At 46.9% G+C, this 25,753-nt stretch carries 23 protein-coding genes; 21 read left to right on the forward strand and 2 right to left on the reverse strand.

Going from position 1 to position 25,753, the window contains the following annotated elements:
- The first annotated feature begins 2 nt into the window (after positions 1-2).
- From FMS18_RS18030 to FMS18_RS18055, 6 genes are all read left to right on the forward strand, one after another.
- A complete protein-coding gene (locus FMS18_RS18030; RefSeq protein ID WP_163296063.1) occupies positions 3-698 on the forward strand; it encodes an isoprenyl transferase in 696 nt (231 codons plus the stop codon).
- A gap of 223 nt (positions 699-921) precedes the next feature.
- Entirely contained in the window at positions 922-2,682 is a 1,761-nt protein-coding gene (locus FMS18_RS18035; protein ID WP_163296064.1) for an SH3 domain-containing protein, read from the forward strand.
- Between the two features lie 22 nt (positions 2,683-2,704).
- A complete protein-coding gene (locus FMS18_RS18040; RefSeq protein WP_163296065.1) occupies positions 2,705-2,923 on the forward strand; it encodes a hypothetical protein in 219 nt (72 codons plus the stop codon).
- A 4-nt stretch (positions 2,924-2,927) separates the two neighbouring features.
- Positions 2,928-4,043: a hypothetical protein gene (locus FMS18_RS18045; protein ID WP_163296066.1), complete on the forward strand. Its 1,116-nt coding sequence runs from the start codon at positions 2,928-2,930 to the stop codon at positions 4,041-4,043.
- Between the two features lie 24 nt (positions 4,044-4,067).
- A complete protein-coding gene (locus FMS18_RS18050; RefSeq protein WP_163296067.1) occupies positions 4,068-4,703 on the forward strand; it encodes a hypothetical protein in 636 nt (211 codons plus the stop codon).
- Between the two features lie 173 nt (positions 4,704-4,876).
- On the forward strand, positions 4,877-5,806 hold the full coding sequence (locus FMS18_RS18055; protein ID WP_239061096.1) for a glycine betaine ABC transporter substrate-binding protein: 930 nt from the start codon (positions 4,877-4,879) through the stop codon (positions 5,804-5,806).
- Between the two features lie 65 nt (positions 5,807-5,871).
- Here FMS18_RS18055 and FMS18_RS18060 read toward each other — a convergent pair whose 3' ends face one another.
- Complete coding sequence (locus FMS18_RS18060) at positions 5,872-7,584, reverse strand: HD domain-containing phosphohydrolase (protein ID WP_368854186.1); 1,713 nt, start codon at positions 7,582-7,584, stop codon at positions 5,872-5,874.
- 480 nt (positions 7,585-8,064) lie between these two features.
- On the opposite strand from FMS18_RS18060, the gene FMS18_RS18065 reads away from it, so the two are divergent.
- From FMS18_RS18065 to FMS18_RS18120, 12 genes are all read left to right on the forward strand, one after another.
- Positions 8,065-8,868 (forward strand): phosphatidate cytidylyltransferase, encoded by an 804-nt coding sequence (locus FMS18_RS18065; RefSeq protein ID WP_163296070.1) that lies wholly within the window; start codon positions 8,065-8,067, stop codon positions 8,866-8,868.
- A 44-nt stretch (positions 8,869-8,912) separates the two neighbouring features.
- Positions 8,913-10,115, forward strand: coding sequence for a 1-deoxy-D-xylulose-5-phosphate reductoisomerase (locus FMS18_RS18070; protein ID WP_163296071.1), 1,203 nt, complete (start codon positions 8,913-8,915; stop codon positions 10,113-10,115).
- A 9-nt stretch (positions 10,116-10,124) separates the two neighbouring features.
- The gene (gene rseP, locus FMS18_RS18075) at positions 10,125-11,195 is read left to right on the forward strand and encodes an RIP metalloprotease RseP (protein WP_163296072.1); all 1,071 of its coding nucleotides are present in this window, start codon (positions 10,125-10,127) and stop codon (positions 11,193-11,195) included.
- Positions 11,192-11,998, forward strand: a complete 807-nt coding sequence (gene tsaB / locus FMS18_RS18080; RefSeq protein WP_163296073.1) for a tRNA (adenosine(37)-N6)-threonylcarbamoyltransferase complex dimerization subunit type 1 TsaB — start codon at positions 11,192-11,194, stop codon at positions 11,996-11,998. Before rseP ends, tsaB begins: the two co-directional genes overlap by 4 nt.
- Positions 11,999-12,213: 215 nt before the next feature.
- Positions 12,214-13,086, forward strand: a complete 873-nt coding sequence (locus FMS18_RS18085) for a flagellin (protein WP_163296074.1) — start codon at positions 12,214-12,216, stop codon at positions 13,084-13,086.
- Positions 13,087-13,294: 208 nt separating this feature from the next.
- On the forward strand, positions 13,295-15,028 hold the full coding sequence (fliD, locus tag FMS18_RS18090) for a flagellar filament capping protein FliD (RefSeq protein WP_163296075.1): 1,734 nt from the start codon (positions 13,295-13,297) through the stop codon (positions 15,026-15,028).
- Between the two features lie 78 nt (positions 15,029-15,106).
- Complete coding sequence (fliS, locus tag FMS18_RS18095; RefSeq protein WP_163296076.1) at positions 15,107-15,649, forward strand: flagellar export chaperone FliS; 543 nt, start codon at positions 15,107-15,109, stop codon at positions 15,647-15,649.
- Between the two features lie 138 nt (positions 15,650-15,787).
- The gene (locus FMS18_RS18100; RefSeq protein ID WP_163296077.1) at positions 15,788-16,873 is read left to right on the forward strand and encodes a glycosyltransferase family 4 protein; all 1,086 of its coding nucleotides are present in this window, start codon (positions 15,788-15,790) and stop codon (positions 16,871-16,873) included.
- 75 nt (positions 16,874-16,948) lie between these two features.
- Complete coding sequence (locus FMS18_RS18105; protein WP_239061097.1) at positions 16,949-18,067, forward strand: glycosyltransferase; 1,119 nt, start codon at positions 16,949-16,951, stop codon at positions 18,065-18,067.
- A gap of 87 nt (positions 18,068-18,154) precedes the next feature.
- A complete protein-coding gene (locus tag FMS18_RS18110; protein WP_163296079.1) occupies positions 18,155-19,204 on the forward strand; it encodes a zinc-ribbon domain-containing protein in 1,050 nt (349 codons plus the stop codon).
- Between the two features lie 18 nt (positions 19,205-19,222).
- A complete protein-coding gene (locus FMS18_RS18115; protein ID WP_163296080.1) occupies positions 19,223-19,558 on the forward strand; it encodes a hypothetical protein in 336 nt (111 codons plus the stop codon).
- Between the two features lie 138 nt (positions 19,559-19,696).
- Positions 19,697-20,839 (forward strand): OmpA family protein, encoded by a 1,143-nt coding sequence (locus FMS18_RS18120; RefSeq protein ID WP_163296081.1) that lies wholly within the window; start codon positions 19,697-19,699, stop codon positions 20,837-20,839.
- A 60-nt stretch (positions 20,840-20,899) separates the two neighbouring features.
- On the opposite strand, the gene FMS18_RS18125 is transcribed toward FMS18_RS18120, so the two are convergent.
- Complete coding sequence (locus tag FMS18_RS18125) at positions 20,900-21,232, reverse strand: hypothetical protein (protein WP_163296082.1); 333 nt, start codon at positions 21,230-21,232, stop codon at positions 20,900-20,902.
- A 933-nt stretch (positions 21,233-22,165) separates the two neighbouring features.
- Between FMS18_RS18125 and FMS18_RS18130 the strand changes: the two genes are divergently transcribed.
- The 3 genes from FMS18_RS18130 to hemB all read left to right on the forward strand — a co-directional run bounded on the left by FMS18_RS18130 (position 22,166) and on the right by hemB (position 25,753).
- Positions 22,166-23,116, forward strand: coding sequence for a hypothetical protein (locus FMS18_RS18130; RefSeq protein WP_163296083.1), 951 nt, complete (start codon positions 22,166-22,168; stop codon positions 23,114-23,116).
- 333 nt (positions 23,117-23,449) lie between these two features.
- Complete coding sequence (ahbC, locus tag FMS18_RS18135; RefSeq protein ID WP_163296084.1) at positions 23,450-24,634, forward strand: 12,18-didecarboxysiroheme deacetylase; 1,185 nt, start codon at positions 23,450-23,452, stop codon at positions 24,632-24,634.
- A gap of 135 nt (positions 24,635-24,769) precedes the next feature.
- On the forward strand, positions 24,770-25,753 hold the full coding sequence (gene hemB / locus FMS18_RS18140) for a porphobilinogen synthase (protein ID WP_163296085.1): 984 nt from the start codon (positions 24,770-24,772) through the stop codon (positions 25,751-25,753).

A 25,753-nucleotide genomic window follows, 5' to 3' on the forward strand; every position in this document is an offset into this window, starting at 1 on the left:
CAATGATGCCCCGACATTTAGCCGTCATCATGGACGGCAATGGACGGTGGGCACAGGCCCGCGGACTTTCCAGAAGTGAAGGTCACCGGGCCGGAACAGAAGCGGCAAGAAACATCGTCACCCGGTGCCGTGAACTCGGCATCAAGCACCTGACCCTGTACACCTTTTCCAAGGAAAACTGGGCCAGACCGAAAGATGAAATCAGCACGCTTTTCGACCTGTTGACAGTCTTCCTGAAAAAGGAATTGTCCAGCCTGCGCGAGCAGGACATACGCCTGAAAATACTAGGGGAACTCTCTGAGTTCCCCTTCGGCGTGAGGCAGGTTGTGGCCCACACCATGAAAAAAACGGAAAATTGCAAGTCCATGACCCTCAATCTGGCCCTGAACTACTCAGGGCGGGACGAATTGGTGCGGGCCTGCAAAAAAATGGTTTCTGACGGTATCAGTGAAGACAAGATCACCGAGGAATCACTGTCCGACTACCTTTACACAGCCGGACAGCCGGACCCGGACCTGATTATACGCACCAGCGGAGAACAGAGGCTATCAAACTACCTGCTCTATCAGGCTGCATACTCGGAACTGTACTTTACTGATGTCTACTGGCCGGATTTTAGCCCTGAAGAGCTGGATAAGGCTCTTGATGATTATACACAGCGGCAACGCAGATTCGGTAAAACCAGCGAACAAGTATAAAACAAATCCCGTAGAGATTCTCTCTGCGGGATTTTTTAATGTCTTAATCCTCCCTCTTATAACCTTCTTCGACAAATTCTTTTTTTTATCGACAAAATCAGGTAAACTACTTTATTCTATCTAAAAAACATGCAATGAATTATGCTTGGAATGATTTCAATAATCTTCCAGCTGCATATACCTTAACAGCCAGCGCGTTCACATGAATACAGGGAGGTTTTTCATGTCATCAAGATTGGTTTCCATCCTGATAGTCTGCCTAACAGCCTGCTTGCTTGTAGCAGGATGTGTCCCCAAAAAGAATACGCAAAACAATGCGGTAAAAACAACAGTCAGAACTGAAACGGTTGTTGTTACCCCCATTGTAACAGGCAAAACCCTTCTAAAAAGCAATGTCCGCGAAGTGTCGTCATCTAAAGCTGATATAGTCGATATCCTCGCCAAAAATACGCAAGTGGAACTGATCGGGAAAAATGGCAACTGGTACAAAATCAAGCGCATGGACGACAGCGCAAAGGCCGGTTTCGTCTACCATAAACTGATCAACCTTGATTTCGGGAACTACCTCGGCACACGGGGCAGAAACAAAGAAAAAACAGTTGTCTATGCAGCCCCGAACAGAAAATCTCAGACCGTTCGGGTCATACAGCCGCAGACCACTTTTGACATCCTCGGTATTGAAAACAATTTTTACAAGATCAAAGGTGAAGACTTTGAGGGATACGCCCAGACCAAACTGTGTGTAGCCAATCCGCTCAGCCCTATTGCCAAAACAGAAACCAGGACTATCACCGTCAAAGCTGTTCCTGAAGATTCCGGTCCTACCAACATTGCAGCGGCTAAAAGAAAATCAGCTGTAACTCCGAAGCCCAAAAAAGAAAAAATTAAAATCAGGACCAGCAGCAAAACTAAAAAGAAAACCACTACCAAAAAAAGAAGCAGTGGGGATAATCAAGCTGCAATGGCCATATTCGGGGCATTCGCAAACGCCCTGCTCAGCGGCGGTGGACAGCAGAATATGCAGGCCCAGCAGCCTCAAAGCACCAACGACAGCATAATAGACATACTAAAAACTCTGGATGCAAGTAAGGAACTGGCCAAAAAAACAGTTGAAATACGCGAGCAGATGCTGGACGCACTGAACGAGACCCGCGCTCTGCAATCTTTGGTCGGTGCTACTGTCTCCGCCATGAACCAGAACTACAAGGCGGCAGCCGATACCGCGCGCGGGGTCAGCTCCACCGGTATGAAAAAAATATCCATCAAGGCTTTCATCAAAGACCTTTCATACGAACCCACTGACTCTATTGAAGGTGCGGCGATAAAAATTGCTCAAAACGGGAAGATGCTCAAGGCACTGGAAAGCCAGATCAAATCCGAGGCCTCGAACTTTTCACAGCTCAACGCCCAGCAGATCCAGAACCTTGACTCCATCATAAGCTCTTTTTCCAATAATCTGCACGCATCCAACGCACTCTATGACATGAGCATAGACAAATCAGGCAATATCATTCTGAGCATTGACCGGGCCATGGGCTCGTACGCAGCAAAAGGCGAGCAGATGAGTGCGGAAGTAGCCAAGCAATTAACAATCATCGGCCTGTCCATTGCCGAACTAGTCAACCAGATCAGTAATGCCCAGAACAATCCCATCGGTGCAATTGCGGCACTACCAAGACTGATGGACACTATGGACCAATTCCAGATAATGCAAAATCTGTTCAATGATTTTGAGGCCGATTTTAACTACATCGAACAAAACTCGGCTGTAATCACACAACAGGGACGGGACATAAGCAGTATAATTATGACCGCACGTCGTAAAAACACACAAGTCACAACCCTGCTTGAATCCTATTACCAGCAAAAACTGACCTTAAGCAGCAGGCTGAAAAAGAAACTCTCCAGCCAAGCTGCATCCGGCTTTAAGCAGGTGGAAGAAAAAGCTTCCTCTGTCGCTCTGGCCGAAGACATGTTAGATTAGAAAAAATGAAAGGAGTTTATTCATGAAAAAAGTACTTATGCTGATTCTCTGTGCCATGCTGCTTCTCGGATTTGCCGGTTGCGCTAAAAAATTCTCTCATGCTCAATCCGCCAAAACCTCCATGCATGACGTAGGCGAATCCGCCGAGGATCTGAAAGACGAAACTGAATCCTCCAAACACAAGACTGAAGATATCAAAGAAAAAGAAGCTCAAGATAACTTGCAGGGACACCAGTGGTAAAACTATGCTCCGCTTATTGTGTATAATTCCGGTTCTGCTGGCCATGCTAATCAGTCCTGCGTGGTCTGAGGCGAAAGAACTGTTCATCATTCCCTCCGCCATCGGCAAGGTACGCAATAAAGAAAAAGACCGCCACAAAACGGAACTGGGTATCATACTCAAAGATAAGCAATTCAAAAAAGTGCTGCGCAAAGGAGTCATCGGATTCCTGAAACGGGCAGCCGCAAAAAACGAAGGGGTGAAACTTAAAAGGGCCGGATTCGGAGATAAATTCGACCCTGAATCCATCCTTGTCCCCCTGCTCTTTGTGGATAACGTCATATCCTTTGTGGATGAATACGGTTCAGCGGAACAACGGCTTTATAAAGGACGGGTCTACATCGGCTTGAACTTCCTGCTTTTTCAGGCCAAGTCCGAATCGCTGGTTTATTCCGCCCCCATGCTCATTTCCGTTCCCTATCTGGATAAAACCAAGAACTTCAGCCTTGAACCTTTAGCCGGACAGATAAGGTCTTCCATTGTGGAATTCTTCACTGACCGTAAAAGGCTCAAAGCTGACGCGCAGGACGAGCTGGGTAAATGTCTAGCAAACATGGACTACCTGTTCTCAACCAAAACCTGCGCTATCAAAGATATCAATCTTTCCAAAGGAACGCTCAAACGCATCCGGAATCCGGCCAAATATAAATCACTGGCCCAGATGCTGGCTTCGCAGGCTCTTTCACAGGAAATGATGGTCCTGCCCCCCAAATCGAGATTTAACGCCATCCGCCGCGGCTTGCACGCTTCGGTTTCCATGTTCGGAGTATCCTTTCAACAGGGCTCTGAAAATTCGGGATTCTCGGAAAGGGATAACGTTTACCAGACCAGTATGCGCATGCCCAAACCGGAAACGGTATTCAACCTGACCATCAAAACCGGCACCAAGGACAACGACCTCGGTGCCTTCATAGAACGCAACTACACCACCGCCGCTTACTTACAAGGCAGCGGCAATGTCATAAAATGTATCAAGGCCGTAGATGTAACCGTTGCCAAACAACATACGTCCGTATCCGATGTGAACTTTTACAACAGCCTGATCAATGCTCTTTCCGATCTGGATTCCTGCAAACGTTAACCGGAACGCAGCCAAGGAGATTCCATGAAAAAAAAATCAACAATTGCACTTATCATTTCCGCCCTGCTGGTGCTATCCTTTGCCACTGCCGGAGTATGCGGCAGCAAAGACGGATACAAAATTTACAAAAAAACCGGAAAGCCGACCATCGTATTTTCGCTGGTTCCCCGCATCAAAGGGGAAAATCTTTCCCCGCAGGAATGCGAAAACCTGATTCGTAACCTGAACAAGTCATTGCAGCAGGAGTTCAACGAAGCCGGGTTTCAAACCCACCGCGACCGCATGATTACCGGATTCCTGCTGGATTCCTGCAAACGTTCATACGCAACCTCTCAGCAGACTGTAACCGAGGATGAAATCATAAGCATCGCCCGTGACAACGCTGTAGACTACGTGGTTATCGGCGCATCTGAAGTTGATATTGAATATGATGAAGATTATGAGCAATACTCAGCTCTGGTGGACATCAACGGCGATTTTCTCGGAGTGGAATTCGACCCGCCCACCTCATACGCCCTGAACCTGACCGGGGAATACATGCACCCCAAGAAAGATAGGCTGATCAAACTTGCTGTTATCGATATTGCACGCAAAATTGCCCGCTTAAGGACAATCGACACCGTACTGACCCACTGGCAGGAAAATAATAAGAAAAGATAAACCATATAACTAAACGTTACAACAAAGCAAAAGTCCCGTCATACACTTTATGGCGGGACTTGATTTTTATTCTAAAAAAACATACATACATATCCTGCAAGAATTTAACCCATATCGTTATCTCATTTTTCATCTCTCAAACAATGATCAACATCACAACCTCGGAGGATATGATGAAATCTTGGATTATCAAGATTACCTTTCTGTTATGCCTTGTAGTATTTATTCCCGCCACTGCATCTGCTGGTGATAAAATTAAATTCGGGGTTCCACCATGGCCCGGAGTCACAGTTAAAAGTAACGTTGTAGTACAGCTGCTCTCAGCCATGGGCTATGAAAGCGAAATGCTCGAAGTAGGCCCTCCTATTATCTACAAGAGCATGACCCTAAATGATATGGACGTATTTCTTGCAGGATGGACCCCCCAACAAAATCCCATGCTCGACCCACTTGTAAAAGAAGGTAAGGCTATCAAAGTACGCACAAACTTGAGCGATGCCCTTATCGGGGTATGCGTTTCAAAAGCAGCATGGGACGGCGGCGTAAAATCCGTTGCGGATCTTAATAAGCACTCAGAAAAATTTAATAAAACCATTTATGACATTGAACCAGGGTCAGGTATGCATACTGCCATGACTAAAATGATCGACAACAACGTCGGTCAACTCGGAAACTGGGAACATGTGGGAACCACCACTCCGGTCATGCTGGCAGAAGCAGCCAACCGGATAAAGCAAGACAAATGGGTCGTATTCGGCTGCTGGAAACCGCATTGGATGACAGTGCAAATGGACATCAAGTTCCTAAATGCCATCCCCGGTACAGAAGATTTGATCAGCGCAAGCGATGTATATACTGTCACTCGCGCAGGATTTGCTGAACAGTATCCGGAAGTTCAAAAACTACTTGAAAATTTTGTGATTTCTTCAAAAACCCAGAGCGCATGGATCAACGATCACGGATACAAGAACCAAGACGCCGCAGATGTAGCCTCCAATTGGATTGCGCAAAACCTGCCTGAAGTAAAAAAATGGCTGAAAAACGTCAGAACAACGAGTGGCGAAGACGCATTTGAAGCTGTTAAAGCCAAATACAACAAATAGAAAACCAGCTTAAGCTCAAAAAAAGGGAGTGTCGAAATCGGCACTCCCTTTTCATTTGTATAAAACTAGTCTTCTTCCAATTGCGAAGGATCAAGCTCCGACTCAGCATAATCCATATACAGACCTGAATCAATGAAGAGCTTGCACACCTCTTCGTCTATGTGCCTATCCTTGACCATAAATCCTAAAATTTTAATCGCCTGCGAAAGCTTCATGGGTTTCTTGTACGGCCTGTCCTTGGCTGTCAGGGCCTCAAAAATATCGGCAACCGCCATTATCCGAGCCTGCAAGGGCAGGTCATTCTCGGACAATCCTTTGGGATACCCGGAACCATCCAGCTTTTCATGATGTCCGGCAGCAAATTCAGGGACACGGGAAAGCCGCTTTGGAAACGGCAGCCGTGAAAGCATTTCATGAGTGATTGCCGCATGGCTTTCGATAACTTTACGTTCTTTGTCGGTAAGAGTACCCTTACGAATGCAGAGATTTTTGACCTCATTCTCGGTCAGCCAGTTAAAAGTATCACCGTTGCTTTCATAAGTACGGGCGGCAATACCCTCCACTCTGGCAATACGATCATCGGACATAAATTCTTTGGGAATGTTGCAGGAATTGACAAATTGGCGGTCCTCCTCCGCCTGCTCCAGCTCCACAGCATAGCGCATCTCTATTTCAACAAGCTTAGAAGGATCGACCCCATTTGAGAGAGCTGCAACAGTTTCCTCAAGCTGCCTGTTCCTGATGGTTTCGCAGATTAACCTGAACCGGGCATCGACCATTTCAGAACGATCAAAAATGGTTTCAAGCTTGGTGGACTTATCCACCACATGCTCGGGAATGGAAATTTTACCAACGTCATGCATCCATGCAGCAAGTTTCAACTCCTCCAGCTCATCAGGAGTAAAATTAACTTCAGCATACTTACCTTCAGTAAGAGAATTTACCTTCTCGGCAATCATCATGGTAATGGTCACCACCCTTTCAATGTGACCGTTTGTATAAGGGGATTTGGCATCAATGGCTGCGGCAATACTCTGGATTACCGAATAAAGCAGATCTTTAAGACCCTGAATAAGCTGGGCGTTGGTCAAGGCAATGGCTGCCTGCGAAGCCAGTGAACCGACAATATCCACCACTCCGGGCGAAAATTCGATTACCTCACCCTCATCATCAAGGGCATTAAGCAATTGCAGAACCCCGATAATGTCCTGCTCATGATTCTTTAAAGCCAGCACCAGCATTGATTTGGAACGGTATCCGGTGGCGGCATCATATTTACGAGGACCGGTAAAATCAAAACCTTCGGCCTCATAAACATCTGCAATATTAATAGTTTCCCCGGTCAGACCGCAGTAGGATGAAACATTGGCTTTATTGGGAGTATTACCTGAAGTATAGAGAGGTACCGGAGGCAGGGTGATCTCATTGCCGCTGGTGCCGCCCATGCGAACCTGCATGGTATCGTTCTGAAGAATAGAAAATTCAAGCTTTCGCCCTTCACGATCCACAACGTAAAGAGTTCCGGCATCAGCCTTGGTCAACACACGGGCTTCATCAACAATCATCTCCAGCAAACGTTCAAGACGAGTCTCACCGGACAGGGCCAGCCCGATCTCAGTCAGCCGGTCGACAAGATCATCATTAATGCCGCAATCCTTTGCAAATACATCTTCAATATCACGGCACAGCTTACCGATAACCGCATGATATTCCGTATCCTGAAAATAGCTTAACGCTTTTTCCAAAATCTTATCTAATCCTTCAGTTCCTAAAGGCACTTTCCCGCTCCGTGACACCATCCCCTCCCTGCAAGGATATATATCCTGAAAAACAAAAACCCGCATATACCACAAATAACGAGGGTCAAGTTCAAAACAACATTAAACATTTAAAGATACTGGCAACTCACATGAAACAAAACATGACCTGTAAACATATTTCTTAGCCATACCATAAAGACTAAAATTCTGAAACCACTCTCAACCATTTCCAAAAAAGTTTAATATGCATGTAAGTTCTTTATGGCTTTGAAATAATTAATATGGAAAAATAACTGTCAACGGCTTGCCCGCTACTTATTAATGAATTATAAAAACGGAGTTTTTTTGCATAAAAAAATAAAATCCGCTTCAGACTGGTACTGATTTCTTACTCCTTTCGAGACGTGAAGCTTCCTCTAAAATAGCGGGGAATCATCTTTCAAAAGCAGTATCCATATATTTTAATTGCATTTTGTGGAATTTTTAACAGAGGACTTCATGCCTTTAAGCAGCCTTCAGAAACGAATCATCACCTCCCTGCTCCTAGTTGCAGCTCTTGCCACAGCCCTTATCATGGGCGGAAATGTTTTAACCGGCGGACTTGCTGTCTTCTGCACCATCGCCCTTCACGAATTTTATGCCATGTTCTGGCAGGACAGATCACATCTTGCCTCAAGAATTGTCGGCATGGCTGCCGGGGCCGGTATAATCCTGACATCCGCAGCGGTTTCCCCGGTCTGGATGCTTTTGATTCTGCTGGGAGCTTTCTGGCTTTTCAACTTTCGATTCCTGTTCTCTTTCAGCGCAAAACCGGATCAGGCCGCCTACCATGACAGTCTGGTTCTCTTTGCCGGACTGGTCTACCTTCCCGTAACCATGCAGTTCATGACCTCCATGAGCAGTTGGGAAATACTTTTCGTGCTTCTTGCGGCCTCTTCTTCAGATACTGCCGCTTTTTATGCCGGAACTTTCTTTGGTAAAAAGAAAATATGGCCCCAGATCAGCCCCAAAAAATCATGGGCCGGTTCAATGGGCGGGTTTGCAGGATGCATACTCTGCTGCACCCTGTACGGTCATTTTTTCGGACATGCCCCGGTTCTCTACTGGATAGGCCTTGCGGCAATGCTTAACATTGCGTCCCAGATGGGAGACTTTTTTGAGTCCGCCCTCAAACGCAAACTTCAGATCAAAGATTCCGGGAAAATCCTGCCGGGACACGGCGGAGTTCTGGACCGCATCGACAGTCTCGTGCTTGCTCTTCCCGTTTATATTCTGGCAAGACAGATTCACTCTTTCTTCTAAACCGGACCTGAGAATAAGGCCCATAAACAAGACGGACAACAGACTTGCAAACATATATTTCTCCATGGCCGGCAAAAGCAACATTACCGGATTTCCCCAGATCAATTTCCATTCTGGGCAGCACCGGCTCCATCGGAACAAGTACCCTCAAAGTAATTGAACAGCATCCGGACCTTTTCAAAATTACCGCGCTTGCAGGAGCCAGAAACGCCACACTGCTAGCAGAACAGGCTATCAAGCACCGCCCTCAATATCTGGCGGTTCTTAATGACGAAGCAGCAAAGGAACTCAAGAGCCTTCTTCCGGCTGACTACAAACCGGAAATCCTGACCGGCCCCTCTGCCTACGTCACCCTTGCCGAACTTGATGAAGTTTCACTGGTACTCTCCTCCATCGTAGGAGCAGCCGGTTTTGAACCGACTCTTGCTGCCGCCCAAAAAGGCAAAATGATTGCCCTTGCCAACAAGGAATCCCTTGTTCTCGGCGGTCACATCATCCGTGAAGAATGCCATCGCACAGGCGCAACCATCCTTCCGGTGGACTCCGAGCACAACGCTCTTTTTCAAGGACTTGCCGGACACGGCGGAGATGAAGTCAGCAGGTTGATCCTGACTGCTTCCGGAGGACCTTTCCGGGGCAAGACAAAAGAATTTCTCGAAACAGTAACCCGCGAGCAGGCTCTGGCCCACCCCAACTGGGATATGGGCGCGAAAATCAGCATTGATTCCGCGACCCTCATGAACAAGGGGTTGGAATTTATTGAAGCCTGCCATCTCTACGGCCTGCCACCGGAACAGATAGACGTGGTGGTTCATCCCCAGTCCATCATCCACTCTCTGGTGGAATATGTGGACGGTTCACAACTTGGACACCTAGGTGTACCGGACATGCAGATTCCCATTGCATTCTGCATGTGCTTTCCCCAGCGTGTGCCCCTGAAACTCAAACCGCTCAATCTTGCGGAAGTAGGCACCCTGACCTTTGAAAAACCGGACCTTGAAGTCTTCCCCTGCCTGAAACATGCGGCGGATTCTTTTTCAGCCGGACAGAGTCACCCCATCGTGCTCAACGCAGCCAATGAAGTCGCTGTGGACCTTTTCCTGAAAGAAAAAATCCGTTTTCTGGACATTCCGGCCATAATCGGCAGGGCACTCGAAGCCCATGCCGGATGTGATGTAAATGAAGCCGAAGCGGTTCTGGAACTGGACATCAAAACCAGACGGGATGTGATGGACTCCATCGTCTAAGGAAAAATTATGTCTTGGATAGTTGATTTTATTCTGGTCCTCGGCGGGCTGATTTTCTTCCACGAGCTTGGACATTTCCTGGCTGCCCGTATGCTTGGCATCGGCGTGAAGACCTTTTCTCTGGGCTTCGGCCCCAGACTTGCCGGATTCACATGGGGAGCCACCAACTACCGTCTCTCCCTGATTCCCCTTGGCGGCTATGTAAGTCTTGCCGGGGAAGAGCGGGATATGAACGAGGACAACGGATTCAACGAAAAAGAACTTTTCATGAACCGTCCTCCCTGGCACCGCATGATCGTAGTTGCAGCAGGTCCCATATTCAACTTTGTCCTTGCATGGCTTATTTTCTGGGGAATTATCCTCAGTAACGGTCAGATGGGGCTGGCTCCTATAGTGGGCCAACTGCAACCGGACAGTCCGGCCATGCAAGCCGGCATTGAAGTGGGAGACAATGTTCTTTCCATTGAAGGACACAAAATAGTTTTCTGGTCCGACCTCGCGGAAACCATACAGACCAGCCAGTCCGACACCCTTGATTTCGTCATTGACCGAGACGGCGACGTCAAAGACATTTCCGTCAAACCGCAGATTCAGGAACTTAAAAACATCTTCGGTGAAACCATCCGCAGGCCTGTGGTCGGCATTGTGGCTTCAGGCGATTCCAAAACAGTTGAAATGGACGGGATGGATGGAGCTGTAGCAGCGGCTGAACAAACCTGGAACGTAACCAAACTGATCTGCACCAGCATCGTCAAGATGGTCGAACGGGTTGTGCCCATGGATTCCATCGGCGGTCCGATCATGATTGCGCAGGCCATTAAGCAGCAATCCGAACGAGGATTACTGGAACTGCTTCAGTTCACGGCATTTATCAGCATCAACCTCGGACTCCTCAACCTGCTGCCCATCCCGGTGCTGGACGGCGGACACCTGCTGTTTTTCAGCCTTGAAACCATTCTGCGTAAACCGCTTAACGAAAAGCTTCAGGGCGCAGCAACCCGCGTTGGACTCTTGTTGCTGCTCTGCCTGATGGCCTTTGCAATTTTCAACGACATAGTAAGAACATTAAGCAGCAAATGAGTGTATCCATAGATAAAAATGAAGATCTTCTGCTGGCCATCAACGGGGCAGAGGAAACTTTGCAGATAGTTCTGGCTCGCCGTAGTGAGGATGAAGAATCTTACTCATTACTGGAAGCCAAGAGACTGGTTGTACCGGGCCGTTCGGTCAACTTCCTGATTCCTTCCATCCGGGATTCCCTGAAACTTTTCGGCTACAATGCCGGAGAGATTTCACGCATTGCCATTACGGCCGGACCGGGAAGTTTTACCGGGCTGCGCCTGACTTTTGCCGCTGCTGCCGGACTTTCTGCGGGAAGCGGCTGCCCGGTATGCGCCATGGAATATCTGCCAATTCTCGCCAAGGGAGCGGCTATAGTCAGCGGATTGCCTGTCTGGGCTGTTACTCATTCCAGAAGAATGCAGGTCTACCTTCAGGGATTTGAACCCATCAGCGAAAACGGAAAACTAACTTCCTTCACCCCTCCCCTGCCGGTTACCATTCAGGAGGCTGCGGAGGTAATTTTATCTTACAGGCAGGAAAAAGCTGCACTATCCGGAAGCGGATTGCTGAAGAACAAAGCTTTCTTTGACGAATTTATGGCCCAGCATCCACAGTACACAGCCATGCCTGAAAGATTTAATATTCCTGCGGACAAGGACATGCTTGATGCAGCCCAACAGGCTGAATATTCTGATGAAATGCCCATGCCCATGTACCTGCGCGGATCGGATGCTGAAGAAAACCTTGAAGCCATAACCCGTAAACGGGGTATATCCCTTGAAGCAGCGCGGGAACAACTGAAGGACATTACACCCCGTTAACTCTTTTTTATAAAAATTAATATTCCAAGAAGGGATCTCCATAAACGGAGGTCCCTTTTTTTATTGTAAAAACAAAAAAATCATCTGGACCCTAAAGTAATCTAAGTTTCAGACGATCAAGTAGGCACGAAGGACCAGTAGAGCTTTGTGAACCTTTAGTTCCAAGGCAATGTTTTTGGCAAGGAAGCCAAAGATCACTTTTCAAGGAGGAAAACATGTCTTTAGTAATTAACCACAACTTGATGGCTATGAATGCCTCGCGTAACTTGGCAGAATCCTATGGTAACCTCGGTGTATCAACTCGTCGCCTGTCTTCAGGACTTCGTGTTGGAACCGCGGCTGACGATGCTGCAGGCCTCGCAATTCGCGAACTCATGCGCGCTGACATTAAGTCACTCAACCAGGGTATCCGTAACGCCAACGATGCAATTTCAATGATCCAGACCGCTGACGGCGCTCTCGGTGTTATTGATGAAAAGCTCATCCGTATGAAGGAGCTTGCAACTCAGGCCGCAACCGGTACCTACAACTCTGACCAGCGTCTGATCATCGACTCCGAATATCAGGCTATGGCTTCAGAAATCACCCGTATTGCGAATGCAACTGACTTTAACGGCATTCACCTGCTTAATGGTAACGTCTCCGGAGCTCACAGCGGAGCTGGCTTAAGGTCTACTGGTAAGGTCAAGGTTCACTTTGGCACCGCAAACGACTCAGCCGAAGACTACTATTATGTATCCATTGGCACCTCCACAGCATCAGCACTTGGTGTAGGTCTTGCTGCCAACAACTCCATTTCAACCCAGCAACAGGCGCAGGCTTCCCTGGATACGCTGAATAATGCGATTATTTCCAAGGATAAGATCCGCGCTAACCTCGGTGCTTTGCAGAACAGATTGGAAAACACCATTACCAACCTGTCCATCCAGGCAGAAAACGTACAGGCTGCGGAATCCCGCATCTCCGACGTTGACGTTGCAACTGAAATGACTGAGTTCACCCGCAACCAGATCCTGACCCAGTCCGCTGTGGCTATGCTCTCGCAGGCGAACAGCATGCCCAGAATGGCAATGCAGCTCATCGGTTAATAAACCGGCGCAGCATAGAGCATTCTGACCTAGTCAGATTAAAGAGGAAAGCCGGGTCCGGATCAGCCGGGTCCGGCTTTCAGCTTAACCAAGGCTGAAAAAAAATCACAACCATTAACATTTCTTTATTCATAATTAACGTTTGGCATCCTGATTGCAGCGGATGAGGTGAGAATAGAACCAGGGAAAAATGTTCCCGGAGAAAATTATGTCTGATTACACCTCAGGAAATATCAACTTTACCGGACTCGGGTCCGGAACCGACTTCCAGTCACTCATTGACGGGCTGATCAAGCTTGAACGGGTCCATATTAATAGACTCGAAACCTGGAAAAGCTCGTGGAGTGATAAGGTTGAAAAATTTCAGGAACTGAACACCGCCCTCCTCGGCTTGCAGACTTCACTCAAGTCCATGGACACTCTTGATGAGTTCATGAGTAAGACTGTAACGACTTCTGATTCCGGGACCCTCACCGCCACAGCTTCAGCAGAAGCATTGGTATCTTCTCATGCAATTGAAATAGGACAGCTTGCCACTAACGATATCCATGTAACAGACTCTGGTGTTTCAAGCCTTACAGAATCCATTTTCAGCTCAACCGGAGAATTCACTTTTACCTACGGTTCAGAAACCGTAACTCTGAGCAACATCAGTGCTGGCACATCGCTTCAGGGCTTTGTCAACCTGATCAATTCGCATGTTGATTCCAGAAGCAAAATCAGAGCGACCACCATTAATGATGGTACCAACTATCATCTACAAATCTATGGACTTGATCTCGGGGCAGACAATCAGGTGACCATCGACAACACCGTGGGTATGGTCTTCAACAGAAATGATTTTGACGAAACTCAGGATGCCCTGAACTCGCAAATCAAGGTGGATGGCTATCCTCCCGCCCCAGGAGACTGGATTGAACGTGACACGAACACCATCGGTGACGTTATCGACGGGATAACCCTTAATCTGAAAAACACCAACGCAGCTGGGCAAACCACAGCTATCGGTGTTGTTACCGACAAAGAGGGTATGAAGGAAAATGTCCAGAAATTTGTCGACCAGAATAACGAAATCCGACAAATGATCAAGGACCTGACCTCCGTCACGACTTCATCAGACTCAGCCAAGGGTTCTATTCTCACTGGTAACTATGGTGTTGAACTCCTTGTCGGCCAGCGCATGAAAGATATCATAGCCAGCAAGGGAGTAGGCTTCAGCTGGTATGAACAGCTGCCCAACGGAGATTACACAGGTGACCGCTATTCCGCACTTTCCCAGCTTGGAATCCTGACCAACGCAGATAGCGGCGGTGCCAACATGGGTTTACTGGAACTGGACACCGACGAGCTCAATAAGGCTCTGGACGCCGATCCCATGGCAGTAGCCATGCTTTTTTCCGCCAACTACGAAGGATCAAGCGATTCACCTGATGTCCAATACCTCTCGCATATCAACGGAACCACTAAAGCCGGTGATTACAACGTTCAGTATGAAATTTCCGGAGGTCAACTCGTATCAGCCACCATTAACGGGCAAACAGCCGCAGTTGATGCCGCAAACTGGCAGATTACCGGTGCAGGGGGAACGGATGCCGCAGGTATGGCAATCCGGGTGGAAAACCACACTGACGGAGTTTACGGCAACTCAAACAGCGACGCTTCCGATGCTATCAATATCTTTCTGAAACTCGGTAAGACCGGGGAGATGGTTGAAGCTCTTGATGATATGACCGGGGACGACGGTCCTCTTAAAATTCTTCAAGACAACTACGATTCGATCATGAAGAATATCGATAAAAAGATAGCTTCAGAAGAGGATCGTATTGCACTGAAAAAACGTATGCTTACCCAAAAGTATTCTAGACTGGATGCCCTGCTCGGTAACTATCAGGGTAAGTCGGCCCAGCTTACTGCCAGCGTAACCCAGTTAATGAAAGCTTAACCTGAATTGAAAAAAATTTTAAAAGGCCTAATGTTTTCAGAAAAGCCTGCCGATTAGTAAGTCAGGAGGAGCAAATATATGCACAAAGCCGCTCAAGCATACCTTTCAACTCAGGTCCATACCACATCCAAGGGAGAACTTCTCCTTATGCTTTATGATGCTGCAATCAAATTCATGAAGCAGGCCAAGGTAAAGATCAACGAAAAGGATTACGCTGCCAAGGGGATTCTTATTTCCAAGGCCATTGAAGTTATCTCCGAGCTTACCGCCAGCCTGAACAAAGAGAGAGGCGGTGAACTGGCAGAAAACCTCAGCAAGCTTTACATTTATTGTAATACCAGACTGCTGCAAGCAAACCTGAAGATGGATAATGAAAAGCTTGATGAAGTTATCAAGATTATCGACGGTATTGCTTCCGCATACCGGGAAATCATTCCCACTGAAGAAGCACAGGCAGCCGTACCTATGCAGACAGCAGCCACCGCAAGCAGCGGCACAACCAATGTAAACCGCAGCTTTGTGAACGATGCAGGGTATGGCATGCCCAAAACCCAGAATATGCCCGCCCCTAACTCTATGCGACTCAAAAAAGCCGCAAACGCATATGGAGGCGGAGTATAACGCGACAACTTTAATTTGCTCCAGATGATTTGACTTTACAGGCCCCTGCTTCGGCAGGGGCTTTTTATTTAATTAAAACAATGCAGAAAACGACCTCCCCCTTTACTTAGCACCGTGTATCTGTCATCTATTTTAATCATGGAAACTAACAGAATCAGGGTACTTCAGGTCTCCCCGTCACTGGGGCTGGGCGGCACTGAAAAAGTAATGCAATCATTTGCCGTAAATCTGGACAGGAACAAATTTCAAACAGCGGTCTACTCCCATTCCAACGGTCCACGGGGAAAACTTATACGCGAACAAGGAATCAATACTTTTATCGGAACAGACCTGTTTTCAGTGCTTGATAATTTCCAGCCCCACATAGTTCATATTCACCGTGCAGGGTGGGCTGAACCGGGAACATTACGCCCCTACAAGCTGGCAAAAACACCAGTTGTAGTAGAAACAAATGTGTTCGGACATCATGACCCCAGTCCCGAGGGGAGGCAGATTGACCGTCATTTGTTTGTCTCCCGTTTTTGTGCCGAAAGATATGAAAAAGTTAACTCCATCCCCACTGTTGAGCCAAAATATTCCGTACTTTACAATCCGGTGGATACTGACTTCTTTCGCGACAATTGCCCGCTAAGCAGGACGTTTCCCCCTAACTGTTTTGGAAGAATTTCCCGTGCGGATAAAGGAAAATGGTCCAACCTTGCTCTTGATTTCCTGCCCATTCTTCAAGAAAAGGTAGATGACGGCGAGTTGCTCCCATTCCAATACAGAATAATCGGTGGAATCCCGGAAGCTGAACATTTTGTTGCTGAAAACAATCTAGGCAAATTCGTCCACTTCCTCCCGCCCGTGCTGACTGATAAGGAAATTGCCGAATTTCTTAATTCCATCAACTTTCTGGTGCATGCGAATGATACCGGGGAATCATTCGGGTTGGTCATTGCCGAAGCCATGGCCGCCTGCCTCCCGGTCATAACCCATCCCAGCAAGGACCTGCGGGACAATGCCCAATTGGAACTTGTGGATCATGGCAAAACCGGATTCATAGCCCGCAATGCACAGGAATTTGCACAGGCGATCCATTTCCTGATCAATAACCCCCAAAAAGCACGGCAAATGGGTGAAAACGGACGGAGTAAAGCTGCTAAACTTTTCAGGGCACAGGACATTGCCACCAAATTGGGCAAAATTTACTTAGACCTGCTTAAAATGAAAAAAATCATCTAAACCATGACGCACACCTTTGATATATATTCTGAACAAATTCTGACCTATCAACTTTCCGGTCAGGAATTAGAAGAATTGAAAGCAAATTCCTCCACGCCTGAAGAAGCAGCTGAAAAACATTTACGTTATGCAAAACGCCGCAATGCCAAAACCATCATTCTTTTCGGCGCCGGAAGTGGAACGCTTGGAAAAGTTCTAGCTGAAAAAAAATCTTCCGAACAAGAACTCATAATCTGTGATCTCTACCCTGAACACATCAGGATGCTGAATAAGGGTGGCTTTGGTGAAATTAATAAGAATGAAAACTACACCCTGCTAACCGACTCTTCCATCTGGGCTTTGCTTCTGCTGCTTAGCCAGAACGGATACGAGACGACTGATTCACACCTGATCCTCAATCCGGAATTGGATGGTCAAAGCAAAAACAAACATCAAAACCTGCAAAAGCTGTTTTCTGGAACTAAGCAGATTGATCCGCCGGAACACGCTTCCCCTTGCAAAATATCTGCGGCCGCGATTCTAAGCCCGGATGAACCGGAACTCGCAGATTTCATAACCAATTTTCCTGACTGGATTGACGAGATCGTGTTGGTCTGGGATTGCGCTGATTTAACGCCCGTCCCGCAACTGGGCAAATTTCACCGGGCTGAAATTATTAATGTGTGTCATCATCTTGAGGCTGACTTTTCAGCACAGCGCAACCGCATGCTGGAAAATTGTTCCGGCGATTGGATCATCTATCTGGATGCGGACGAACGATTGAGCAAGGAAAGCTGGGATACGACAAGGCTCATGACATCCTTTAAAGGATGCAACGGCTGGTATCTGCCCCGGATGACTTTTTATCCGGACCGTGAGCACTGCCGCATCGGCTACGGTCTCTGGCCTGACCTCCAGCTCAGACTTTTCAGAAATAGCCCAAGTCTTAAATTTGTTAACAAAATCCATGAGCAACTTACGGGGATAAATGGAGCTTCAGGAATTCTTACTAATTGTCCTATCCAGCATTTAACCCATTTATTAAAAAGCAGAAAAATGATCGAATCCAAACTTGAAAAATTCAATAGCTCCACCGGAGGCAATTTCAGCCATCAGCTGGGTAACGAATTTCCGCATCTTGCAAACAAATTTGTTATCCCCCGGAATGACTGGAAACTCAGTCCCCTGTTACTCCCGGACATAAATATGGCGTAATGTTCATGCACAATTGGCATTGCCTAACATTATAAAATTTATTAGGTCTGACCAAAATATTCAGACAAACAGCTTCAAGGATTTAATATGAAAGTTACTTGTCCCGAGTGCGATTTCAGCAGTGAAATCCCAGTAGATAAAATTCCGGCCAGTGCGCAACTTGCCACCTGCCCTAAATGTCAGGCCAAATTCAAATTCAGAGATCTGGATCAGGATACACCATCGGTCCCCGGATTGGCTCCTGAAGACATCAGCCATCCGCAACCGGATGAAGCAGAATATCAGGATCCCGCAGCCTATGCTGAACAACACACTCAGGAAGAACAATCTCCTGATGAACAGAACTACGAACAACCTGCTCCCTATGACGAACAGTTCGGACAGCAACAGGACCAAATTAACGACGAACCGGTTCAAGAAGAAAAATCCGACATCTGGCAGCGTCTTGATTCCATGAAACCTGAAGAGGACCTTCATGAAGAACACGCTTACGCAGCCGAGTCACACAATGAAGGGAACGAGGTTCCTTTTGAAAATCTTGAAACGTACGGATTTTTCCCCGGCCTTTTCCTGACCATCAAACAGGTCATCCTTTCCCCGGCAACTTTTTTCAAGAATATGCCGCTCAAAGGATTTTTGATGCCTTTGTTCTTCTTTATTCTGCTGGCTGAATTTCAGGAAATCTGCAATTTCGTCTGGGCCATGACCGGAGTCGATACTTCTATGGGGACCGATGTAGGACAAATCATGGACGAGTCCATAATTGCTGATTCCCTGCAAGACGGAACCGGGCCGGCATTGCTATCCCTGCTGCTCTACCCGCTAATGCTGGCAGGAATCAGTTTCCCGCTAATCGGCATAACCCACATTATGCTCATGATATTCGGTGCAGGAGACCGTGGTTATCAGGCCACATTCAGGGCCACTGCCTATTCTTACGCTCCCATCATTCTTTGTATTATCCCCATTGTAGGTGATATGATCGGTGCGCTTATAAGTGTGGCTATTTCCATCATCGCCTACAAAAATATCCATAATACGACCTACATGCGAGTTGTTCTTTCAATGGTAATGCCCATTGTGTTACTATTGGTCATTCTGGGCTTCTACATGCAGTTCAACCAGCCCACAATCTAGGTCTTGCCGGGGATATTTATGTTTGGATGGATCAAAGGAAAAGTTGCCAATGCAAAGGAACGGGTTCGCATTGCAAAGGAAATTAATCCCAAAAGCTTCAGAGTAATGGCCAGGGAAATTTCCGAACTTGCAGATGCCTGCTCGCAAGTATGCTCGCCCAAAAGCGACCTGTTGCAAAGAGTAGAAAAAATTAAGGGCGAAATGGAGCAACTGACCGAACTGACCCGGCAACCGGAATTCAAGAAACTCTCCGTACAACGCAGAATGGAACTGAGAGAAAGCATGATCCAGTCAAAAGAGCAGATACTTGAATCCATGCAAGAGGCACCATCCCCGACCAAACTGATACAGTAAAAATCAAAAGCGGTTCTTCGAAAGAAGAACCGCTTTTTCATTACCGTAAATCACACGGCATAAATATTGCTGTTATTTTAGCAACTATTTTATGGTCAATTTTCAGACACTTTTTTAAACCCAACCCCGGTTGCTGATATGAAAAAATATTTGCTGATCCTTCTGCTGGCCTTGTCAGCTTGCACCCATTTTGAACCGCAGCTCGCCACCCAATCCATCTACTATCAGGATGCCGAGGTGTCACTGTCGCAGCTAATGGTCTACTCAAGGCCTGAAAAGCCGCACTACGGACCGCTTTCCGCTCTTTTCTATCCCTTTCATGTTACCCAGACCATGTACAAAGGAAGTGATTGGGGACAACGGGTAGCTAAAGGCATCTGGCAAAACTGGACAGGCCTGCAAGTTTTCCCATCCATGGTCTATGACGACAACCTGACCTACCGGGGGCTGGACGAAGCACTTTTCACCGCCCGTTCACGCGGCTACGACCTGCTGGTAGTCGGTTTTGTGCCCTATCTCTATCTGGGACACACCATGGACGATTCCGCTGTCTCTGTTCAAGTTAAGATCTACGAGACCAAACGCGGACAGCTGGTCTGCTCCTTTGAACAAAGCGGACGCATTGAAAAGAAAATGGATGACGACTTCATCATAGTGAAACGCGAACACCGCATGCCGGACTCAGCCTTCTATAAAATCATTCAAGCCATTGCCACAGATATGGCCGTGCCACTCACCTCGTGGGCACGTTACGAAAAAACCAACAAAGGCATGGTCGCCGCACTGATGCCCAATATGGTAGAAATGCAGGCCCCCCCGCAAAACGGACAGCCCATGCAGCAAAGCACAGCACCACAGCAAAAGCAGACCGTAACAGCAAGGAAAGCTACACCGAAAACACCCCCTGCACAGGCTCCCGAAAAACAAGCCAAACCTCGTTCCATCAACCTTGCTGTGCAATTCGACGTGGACTCTTCCCAGATCAAACCGGAATCATATCCGCTGCTGAACGAACTGGGCAAAGCACTGATTAGCGAAAGACTAAAAAATAAAAGAGTCATCATCGGTGGTCATACCGATTCAGATGCCAGCCCGGAATACAACACCAAACTGAGCAAGGAGCGGGCGGAAGCGGTCAAGAAATACCTGACCGACAACTTTCCCATCGCGCAGCAACGCATCGGCACAACAGGTTTCGGCGAGTCCAACCCGCTGGTGCCCAATACGAGCAAGTACAATAAACTACTCAACAGACGGGTACAGGTTTCTATCGCGCCATAATAAGAAAGCCCCGCACGTAAACGTGCGGGGCGAATTGATTAGCTTAAACGGCAGAAAGCTTTAAAATAAAACCTTCCAGCCTGTGCAGAATATCATTGGAAGTACATCCTTGACCCAGACGAACCTATCAGTCCGTGCAACTTTCATACAGTATGAAAGCAAATGACTGGAAGAAATAAAGGATACTTTCCAAAAGAATTCTTCCAAGGAGTCCCCGCCAAGCTCACCCAGTGCAACAGGAGTAATGTCGCAATAGATGTTAATCCTGATCAGTCTGTTAGCACAGACTGCAACTAACCGGGAAGTCCGTTTAATGTTAGAGATAGTTACACAATTGACAAAATCCCCCTGCCCCTTATCAATCAACTGATTAAGTCTATTAATTATAGACATCACCTTCTCCTAAAATTGTTAATTATTTCAATGCATTAACTAAACAACTAGGATAAACCAATCCGTACACGGGCCAACACCCGAACTGTCAGACAGGTAACTATATTATGAAGGAAAACCGCAGAAAGGATATTTTTTGAAGGACATGCTTGACACGGGAGGCGTTTATGATTAAATATCGCGTCTCCCAGCGTGATTCTGACAATTTTGGTTGGAACTTCGATTTCAGAGATCACGACTAGGTATGTCGAGGGGTCGCTTCATTATGCGGCCCCTTTAGTTTTTTGATACTTTTTTCATATCTACCTCCTTTGAAGTGGCGCATCTTGGACAAAAAAAAAGGAGAAATGGTGTGCACACTGACCATCCCCTCCCTTCACAAAACATGCAAAGCTCTATGGTCTTTCTATATAAGAAACCCTGGTTTTAAAATTAGTAGCCTACGCATATTTATCCTCATTTGTTATACAACCTTTCGGCCTGACTAAGCACCCTTAATCCGAACCGTTGATTATTATTTAAAACAGATTGACCCGTCGGTCAACGAAAAATACGAGCCCTTTTTTTCACAATACGAAAAGACACCTCGCGCAAAGCGTAACTCTCTGATTTTATTACACTACAATATTTGTACAAAACTCAAAAAACTCTATATATACTACTAATAACGAAAACACTCGCCACAACTATTGACTAAGACCACCGACGGTGATATTCGAAAATGTATAATATTTTCAAAATTGAACATTAATATTAACATTAACTTTACATACACGAGCATCAATTTGATCTCCGAATCAATACTACAACATTAATTATTTATAAATTATGTTAGACATATCCCAACACGACTTCGCGAACAAAATAAAAATTCTCTATAAAGCATTTTCACGCAACGGTCTCGCCCATAAACTCAAACACACCGAATCTGATTTGAGAAATGGAGTAAAGGGCATAACAATTCACTCTCTCGACAAGTACCGGAAAGAGGAAATATCTCCAAAACAAGAAAGTATCATATTCCTCGCTCAAGCCACAAATCTCAAACCAGAAGACTTCGCCTCATCTGTAGGCGTCCCCCTCTTTATAAACAGCATAATAAACAACAATCACACATTATCAGAAGACAGAAAAAAAGAACTCTACAAAATATCCGAAAGAAGCAAAGCACCGGATGAGGCACTATATATTCCGAGCATGATTCAACACAATCCAAAACTTATTCCGTCTGAAGGGTGGGTCAAAAACCTTCTTGGAAACTTTTACATTTACCACCACAGCCTTTCTGGAAACGGACGCATTGCCCGTGGACATATGTCAATCCACACTATTAACAAGCACAACTTCTCAGTCGACTGCACTTGGAAGATTGAAAAAGATGCCCCCGCAACCAAGTACAAAGGTGTCGCTTTTATCATCAGCCGCAAGCTTTATTTCTTCCTTGAAAGCGAAGATTTCAGAGAAATAGTAGTCATCATCACCAATTCTCCTGAGGAAATTGTCAGCAAAAACTCCCTGACCCTACATGGCATAATATCAGCTGGCGATGACTCCAGAAGACATCTGCGCCCTATTCCGGCCAGTTCGCTGGTGTATATACACCCAATCCCCAAGAGCATACCTACAAAAACAATTCAGGAAGATGTGTGCGTAATCAGAAGCAATGAGCTCACACAAGAACTAAGAAACTCAGACTATGATGCTATCCGCTACCATAAAGACCTCGTTGAATACTTGGAACCAAATCCTGAATTTAAAAAAATATTACGCAGTGACACTCCGGAACGAAATATCTACCGTAAACACTTGAAATCCAGTGACACAAGAAAAAACCGTAGGGTCCCTAAATTCAATCGGTTCGCTCGTAAATTCAATAAAGACTAACAACTCATATTTATTGGGCAACACCTCCTCACCTAAGAAATACACACCGACCGGGGAGGTTTTTCATTTTTAGACATCAATGAATGAGAACAAAACTCAATTATTTTACTTTATTTTTCAACACCTTAATCCGCACAACACAAGCCCTTATTTTGCCCTTTTCCCCAGCCTTCATTTATGTTACTTCAAAACTCGCTCTCTCGTTACGCATAATCGATTGATTTTCCCGGTTGACGGCAAGCAAACAGTAATTATTATTACTTCACAGCATGGGAAAACATCGTCAAAACTGATAGCCTGGCTCGCTTTACGCAGCTAGGGAGGATTTTATAAATGATTGGTATTTCTAAACTTTACTGTGGCGCGGTAGAATCTTCCGATGCCCTGCGTTACGGTCGTGAATCCGGCAAACTGCCTTCACATCTTTTGCAGTTTTCCAAAGATAAAAAGCCTGTTGTTGTCTGGAACATGACCAGACGCTGCAACCTTAAGTGTGTTCACTGTTACGCACAGGCTGTTGATCCTGACGGACAGGATGAAATTTCCACCTCGCAGGCCAAAACAATCATTGATGATCTCGCAGCATTCGGCGCGCCTGTAATGCTTTTCTCCGGCGGAGAGCCACTGGTACGCAAAGACCTCGTTGAGCTGGCAAGCTACGCCACCAGCAAAGGTATGCGTGCGGTTATCTCCACCAACGGTACCCTGATCACCAAGGAAAAAGCCCGCGAACTGAAAGAAGTGGGTCTTTCCTATGTAGGTATTTCCATTGACGGAACCGAAGAAACCCACGACAAATTCCGCGGCGTTCCCGGTTCTTACAAGAAAGCACTTCAGGCTGTTGAAAACTGTAAAGCCGAAGGTCTGAAAGTCGGTCTGCGTTTTACCATCAACAAACGTAACTGGACTGAAGTTCCTTCCGTATTTCAGGTTCTGAAAGACCTCGAAGTCCCCAGAGCATGTTTCTACCATCTGGTATACTCCGGCCGTGGCTCCGAACTCATCAAAGAAGATTTGAGCCATGCTGAAAGCCGCCAGCTGCTTGACCTGATCATGGACGAGACCAAAGCTCTCTACGATGCAGGCATGCCCAAAGAAATCCTCACCGTTGATAACCACGCTGACGGTGTGTACGTCTACCAGCGTCTGCTGAAAGAAGATCCCGAGCGCGCCAAAGAAGTGCTTGAACTGCTCCAGTTCAACGAAGGCAACAACTCCGGTCGCGGTATCGGTTGTATCTCCTGGGACGGTCAGGTTCACGCTGACCAGTTCTGGCGCAACCACACCTTCGGTAACGTTCTGGAACGTCCTTTCTCCGAAATCTGGATGGACGAAAAGATCGAACTCCTGCACAAGCTCAAAGATAAAAAAGCCCACGTGGGCGGACGCTGTGCAGAATGTCGTTACCTGAACATCTGTGGCGGTAACTTCCGTGCCCGCGCAGAAGCATACCACGGCGACATCTGGGCAGAAGATCCGGCTTGTTACCTCACTGATGAGGAAATCAAGAAGGACTAGGCCCGCCTGTTTTGACAAGATTTGCAAGACAGTCGTCCTGTCGACGATAGATATTACTAAATCCCGGCGGGCCACTAGGTCTGCCGGGATTTAGTATTATATCAATATAAAATTTTACTATAAGGAAGGCCTGAGATGGTATTCGACTTCCACCGCGGACGCAGACTCCGTAGAACACCAGTCATCCGCGACCTCGTGCGTGAAACCACCCTTTCCGCCAATGATCTTATGATGCCCTACTTCGTCTATGAAACAGACGATGAAAATTTCAAAAAAGAAGTTTCCTCCATGCCCGGTCAGTTTCAGCTCAGCCTGAAACAACTAGAAATCAAGGTTGAGGAAGCTATTACAAACGGCCTCAAGAGCCTGATTCTTTTCGGCATTCCCGCTGAAAAGAACCCCGCAGGCACTCAGGCATACGCCGAGGACGGCATTGTCCAGCAGGCAGTGCGCATGCTCAAAAAACGCTGGCCCGCACTGCTGGTCTGCACAGACGTATGCCTGTGTGAATTCACTTCCCACGGACATTGCGGTCTGGTTAAGGACGAAGAAATACTTAACGATGCAACACTGGACCTGCTGGCAAAAACTGCCCTTTCTCACGCAAAAGCAGGCGCTGACATGGTTGCACCTTCAGACATGATGGACGGACGTGTTGCCGCCATCCGTGAAATCCTGGATGAAAACGGCTACGAAGACCTGCCGCTTATGTCGTATGCAGTTAAATACGCATCCGGCTACTATGGTCCTTTCCGTGAAGCTGCAGAAGGCGCACCTCAATTCGGTGACCGCAAGACCTACCAAATGGACCCTGCCAACGCCCGTGAAGGCCTGCGTGAAGCAGCAGCCGACGTGATCGAAGGCGCGGACATCCTCATGGTCAAACCTGCCGGACCTTACATGGATATCATCCGTCAGACCCGTGATAATTTTGACCTGCCCGTGGCGGCTTATCAGGTCAGCGGCGAATATTCCATGATCAAGGCTGCTGCACTTAACGGCTGGATCGATGAAAAATCCGTGGTTCATGAATCCCTCATCGGCCTAAAACGGGCCGGGGCAGACTTGATCCTGACTTACTTTACTGAAGACGTACTCAAACGACTGAGCGAGAAATAA

Source organism: Desulfovibrio sp. JC022 (assembly GCF_010470665.1).
Lineage (GTDB): Bacteria > Desulfobacterota > Desulfovibrionia > Desulfovibrionales > Desulfovibrionaceae > Maridesulfovibrio.

Excerpts from the sequence above, each read along its gene's own strand:
- FMS18_RS18030 (WP_163296063.1), top strand. The coding sequence starts at position 3 with ATGATGCCCCGACATTTAGCCGTCATCATGGACGGCAATGGACGGTGG.
- FMS18_RS18125 (WP_163296082.1), bottom strand. The coding sequence starts at position 21,232 with ATGTCTATAATTAATAGACTTAATCAGTTGATTGATAAGGGGCAGGGG.
- ahbC (WP_163296084.1), top strand. The coding sequence starts at position 23,450 with ATGATTGGTATTTCTAAACTTTACTGTGGCGCGGTAGAATCTTCCGAT.
- FMS18_RS18040 (WP_163296065.1), top strand. The coding sequence starts at position 2,705 with ATGAAAAAAGTACTTATGCTGATTCTCTGTGCCATGCTGCTTCTCGGA.
- FMS18_RS18085 (WP_163296074.1), top strand. The coding sequence starts at position 12,214 with ATGTCTTTAGTAATTAACCACAACTTGATGGCTATGAATGCCTCGCGT.
- tsaB (WP_163296073.1), top strand. The coding sequence starts at position 11,192 with ATGAGTGTATCCATAGATAAAAATGAAGATCTTCTGCTGGCCATCAAC.
- FMS18_RS18110 (WP_163296079.1), top strand. The coding sequence starts at position 18,155 with ATGAAAGTTACTTGTCCCGAGTGCGATTTCAGCAGTGAAATCCCAGTA.
- FMS18_RS18045 (WP_163296066.1), top strand. The coding sequence starts at position 2,928 with ATGCTCCGCTTATTGTGTATAATTCCGGTTCTGCTGGCCATGCTAATC.
- rseP (WP_163296072.1), top strand. The coding sequence starts at position 10,125 with ATGTCTTGGATAGTTGATTTTATTCTGGTCCTCGGCGGGCTGATTTTC.
- FMS18_RS18065 (WP_163296070.1), top strand. The coding sequence starts at position 8,065 with ATGCCTTTAAGCAGCCTTCAGAAACGAATCATCACCTCCCTGCTCCTA.
- fliD (WP_163296075.1), top strand. The coding sequence starts at position 13,295 with ATGTCTGATTACACCTCAGGAAATATCAACTTTACCGGACTCGGGTCC.
- FMS18_RS18100 (WP_163296077.1), top strand. The coding sequence starts at position 15,788 with ATGGAAACTAACAGAATCAGGGTACTTCAGGTCTCCCCGTCACTGGGG.
- FMS18_RS18035 (WP_163296064.1), top strand. The coding sequence starts at position 922 with ATGTCATCAAGATTGGTTTCCATCCTGATAGTCTGCCTAACAGCCTGC.
- FMS18_RS18055 (WP_239061096.1), top strand. The coding sequence starts at position 4,877 with ATGAAATCTTGGATTATCAAGATTACCTTTCTGTTATGCCTTGTAGTA.
- hemB (WP_163296085.1), top strand. The coding sequence starts at position 24,770 with ATGGTATTCGACTTCCACCGCGGACGCAGACTCCGTAGAACACCAGTC.
- FMS18_RS18120 (WP_163296081.1), top strand. The coding sequence starts at position 19,697 with ATGAAAAAATATTTGCTGATCCTTCTGCTGGCCTTGTCAGCTTGCACC.
- FMS18_RS18050 (WP_163296067.1), top strand. The coding sequence starts at position 4,068 with ATGAAAAAAAAATCAACAATTGCACTTATCATTTCCGCCCTGCTGGTG.
- fliS (WP_163296076.1), top strand. The coding sequence starts at position 15,107 with ATGCACAAAGCCGCTCAAGCATACCTTTCAACTCAGGTCCATACCACA.
- FMS18_RS18115 (WP_163296080.1), top strand. The coding sequence starts at position 19,223 with ATGTTTGGATGGATCAAAGGAAAAGTTGCCAATGCAAAGGAACGGGTT.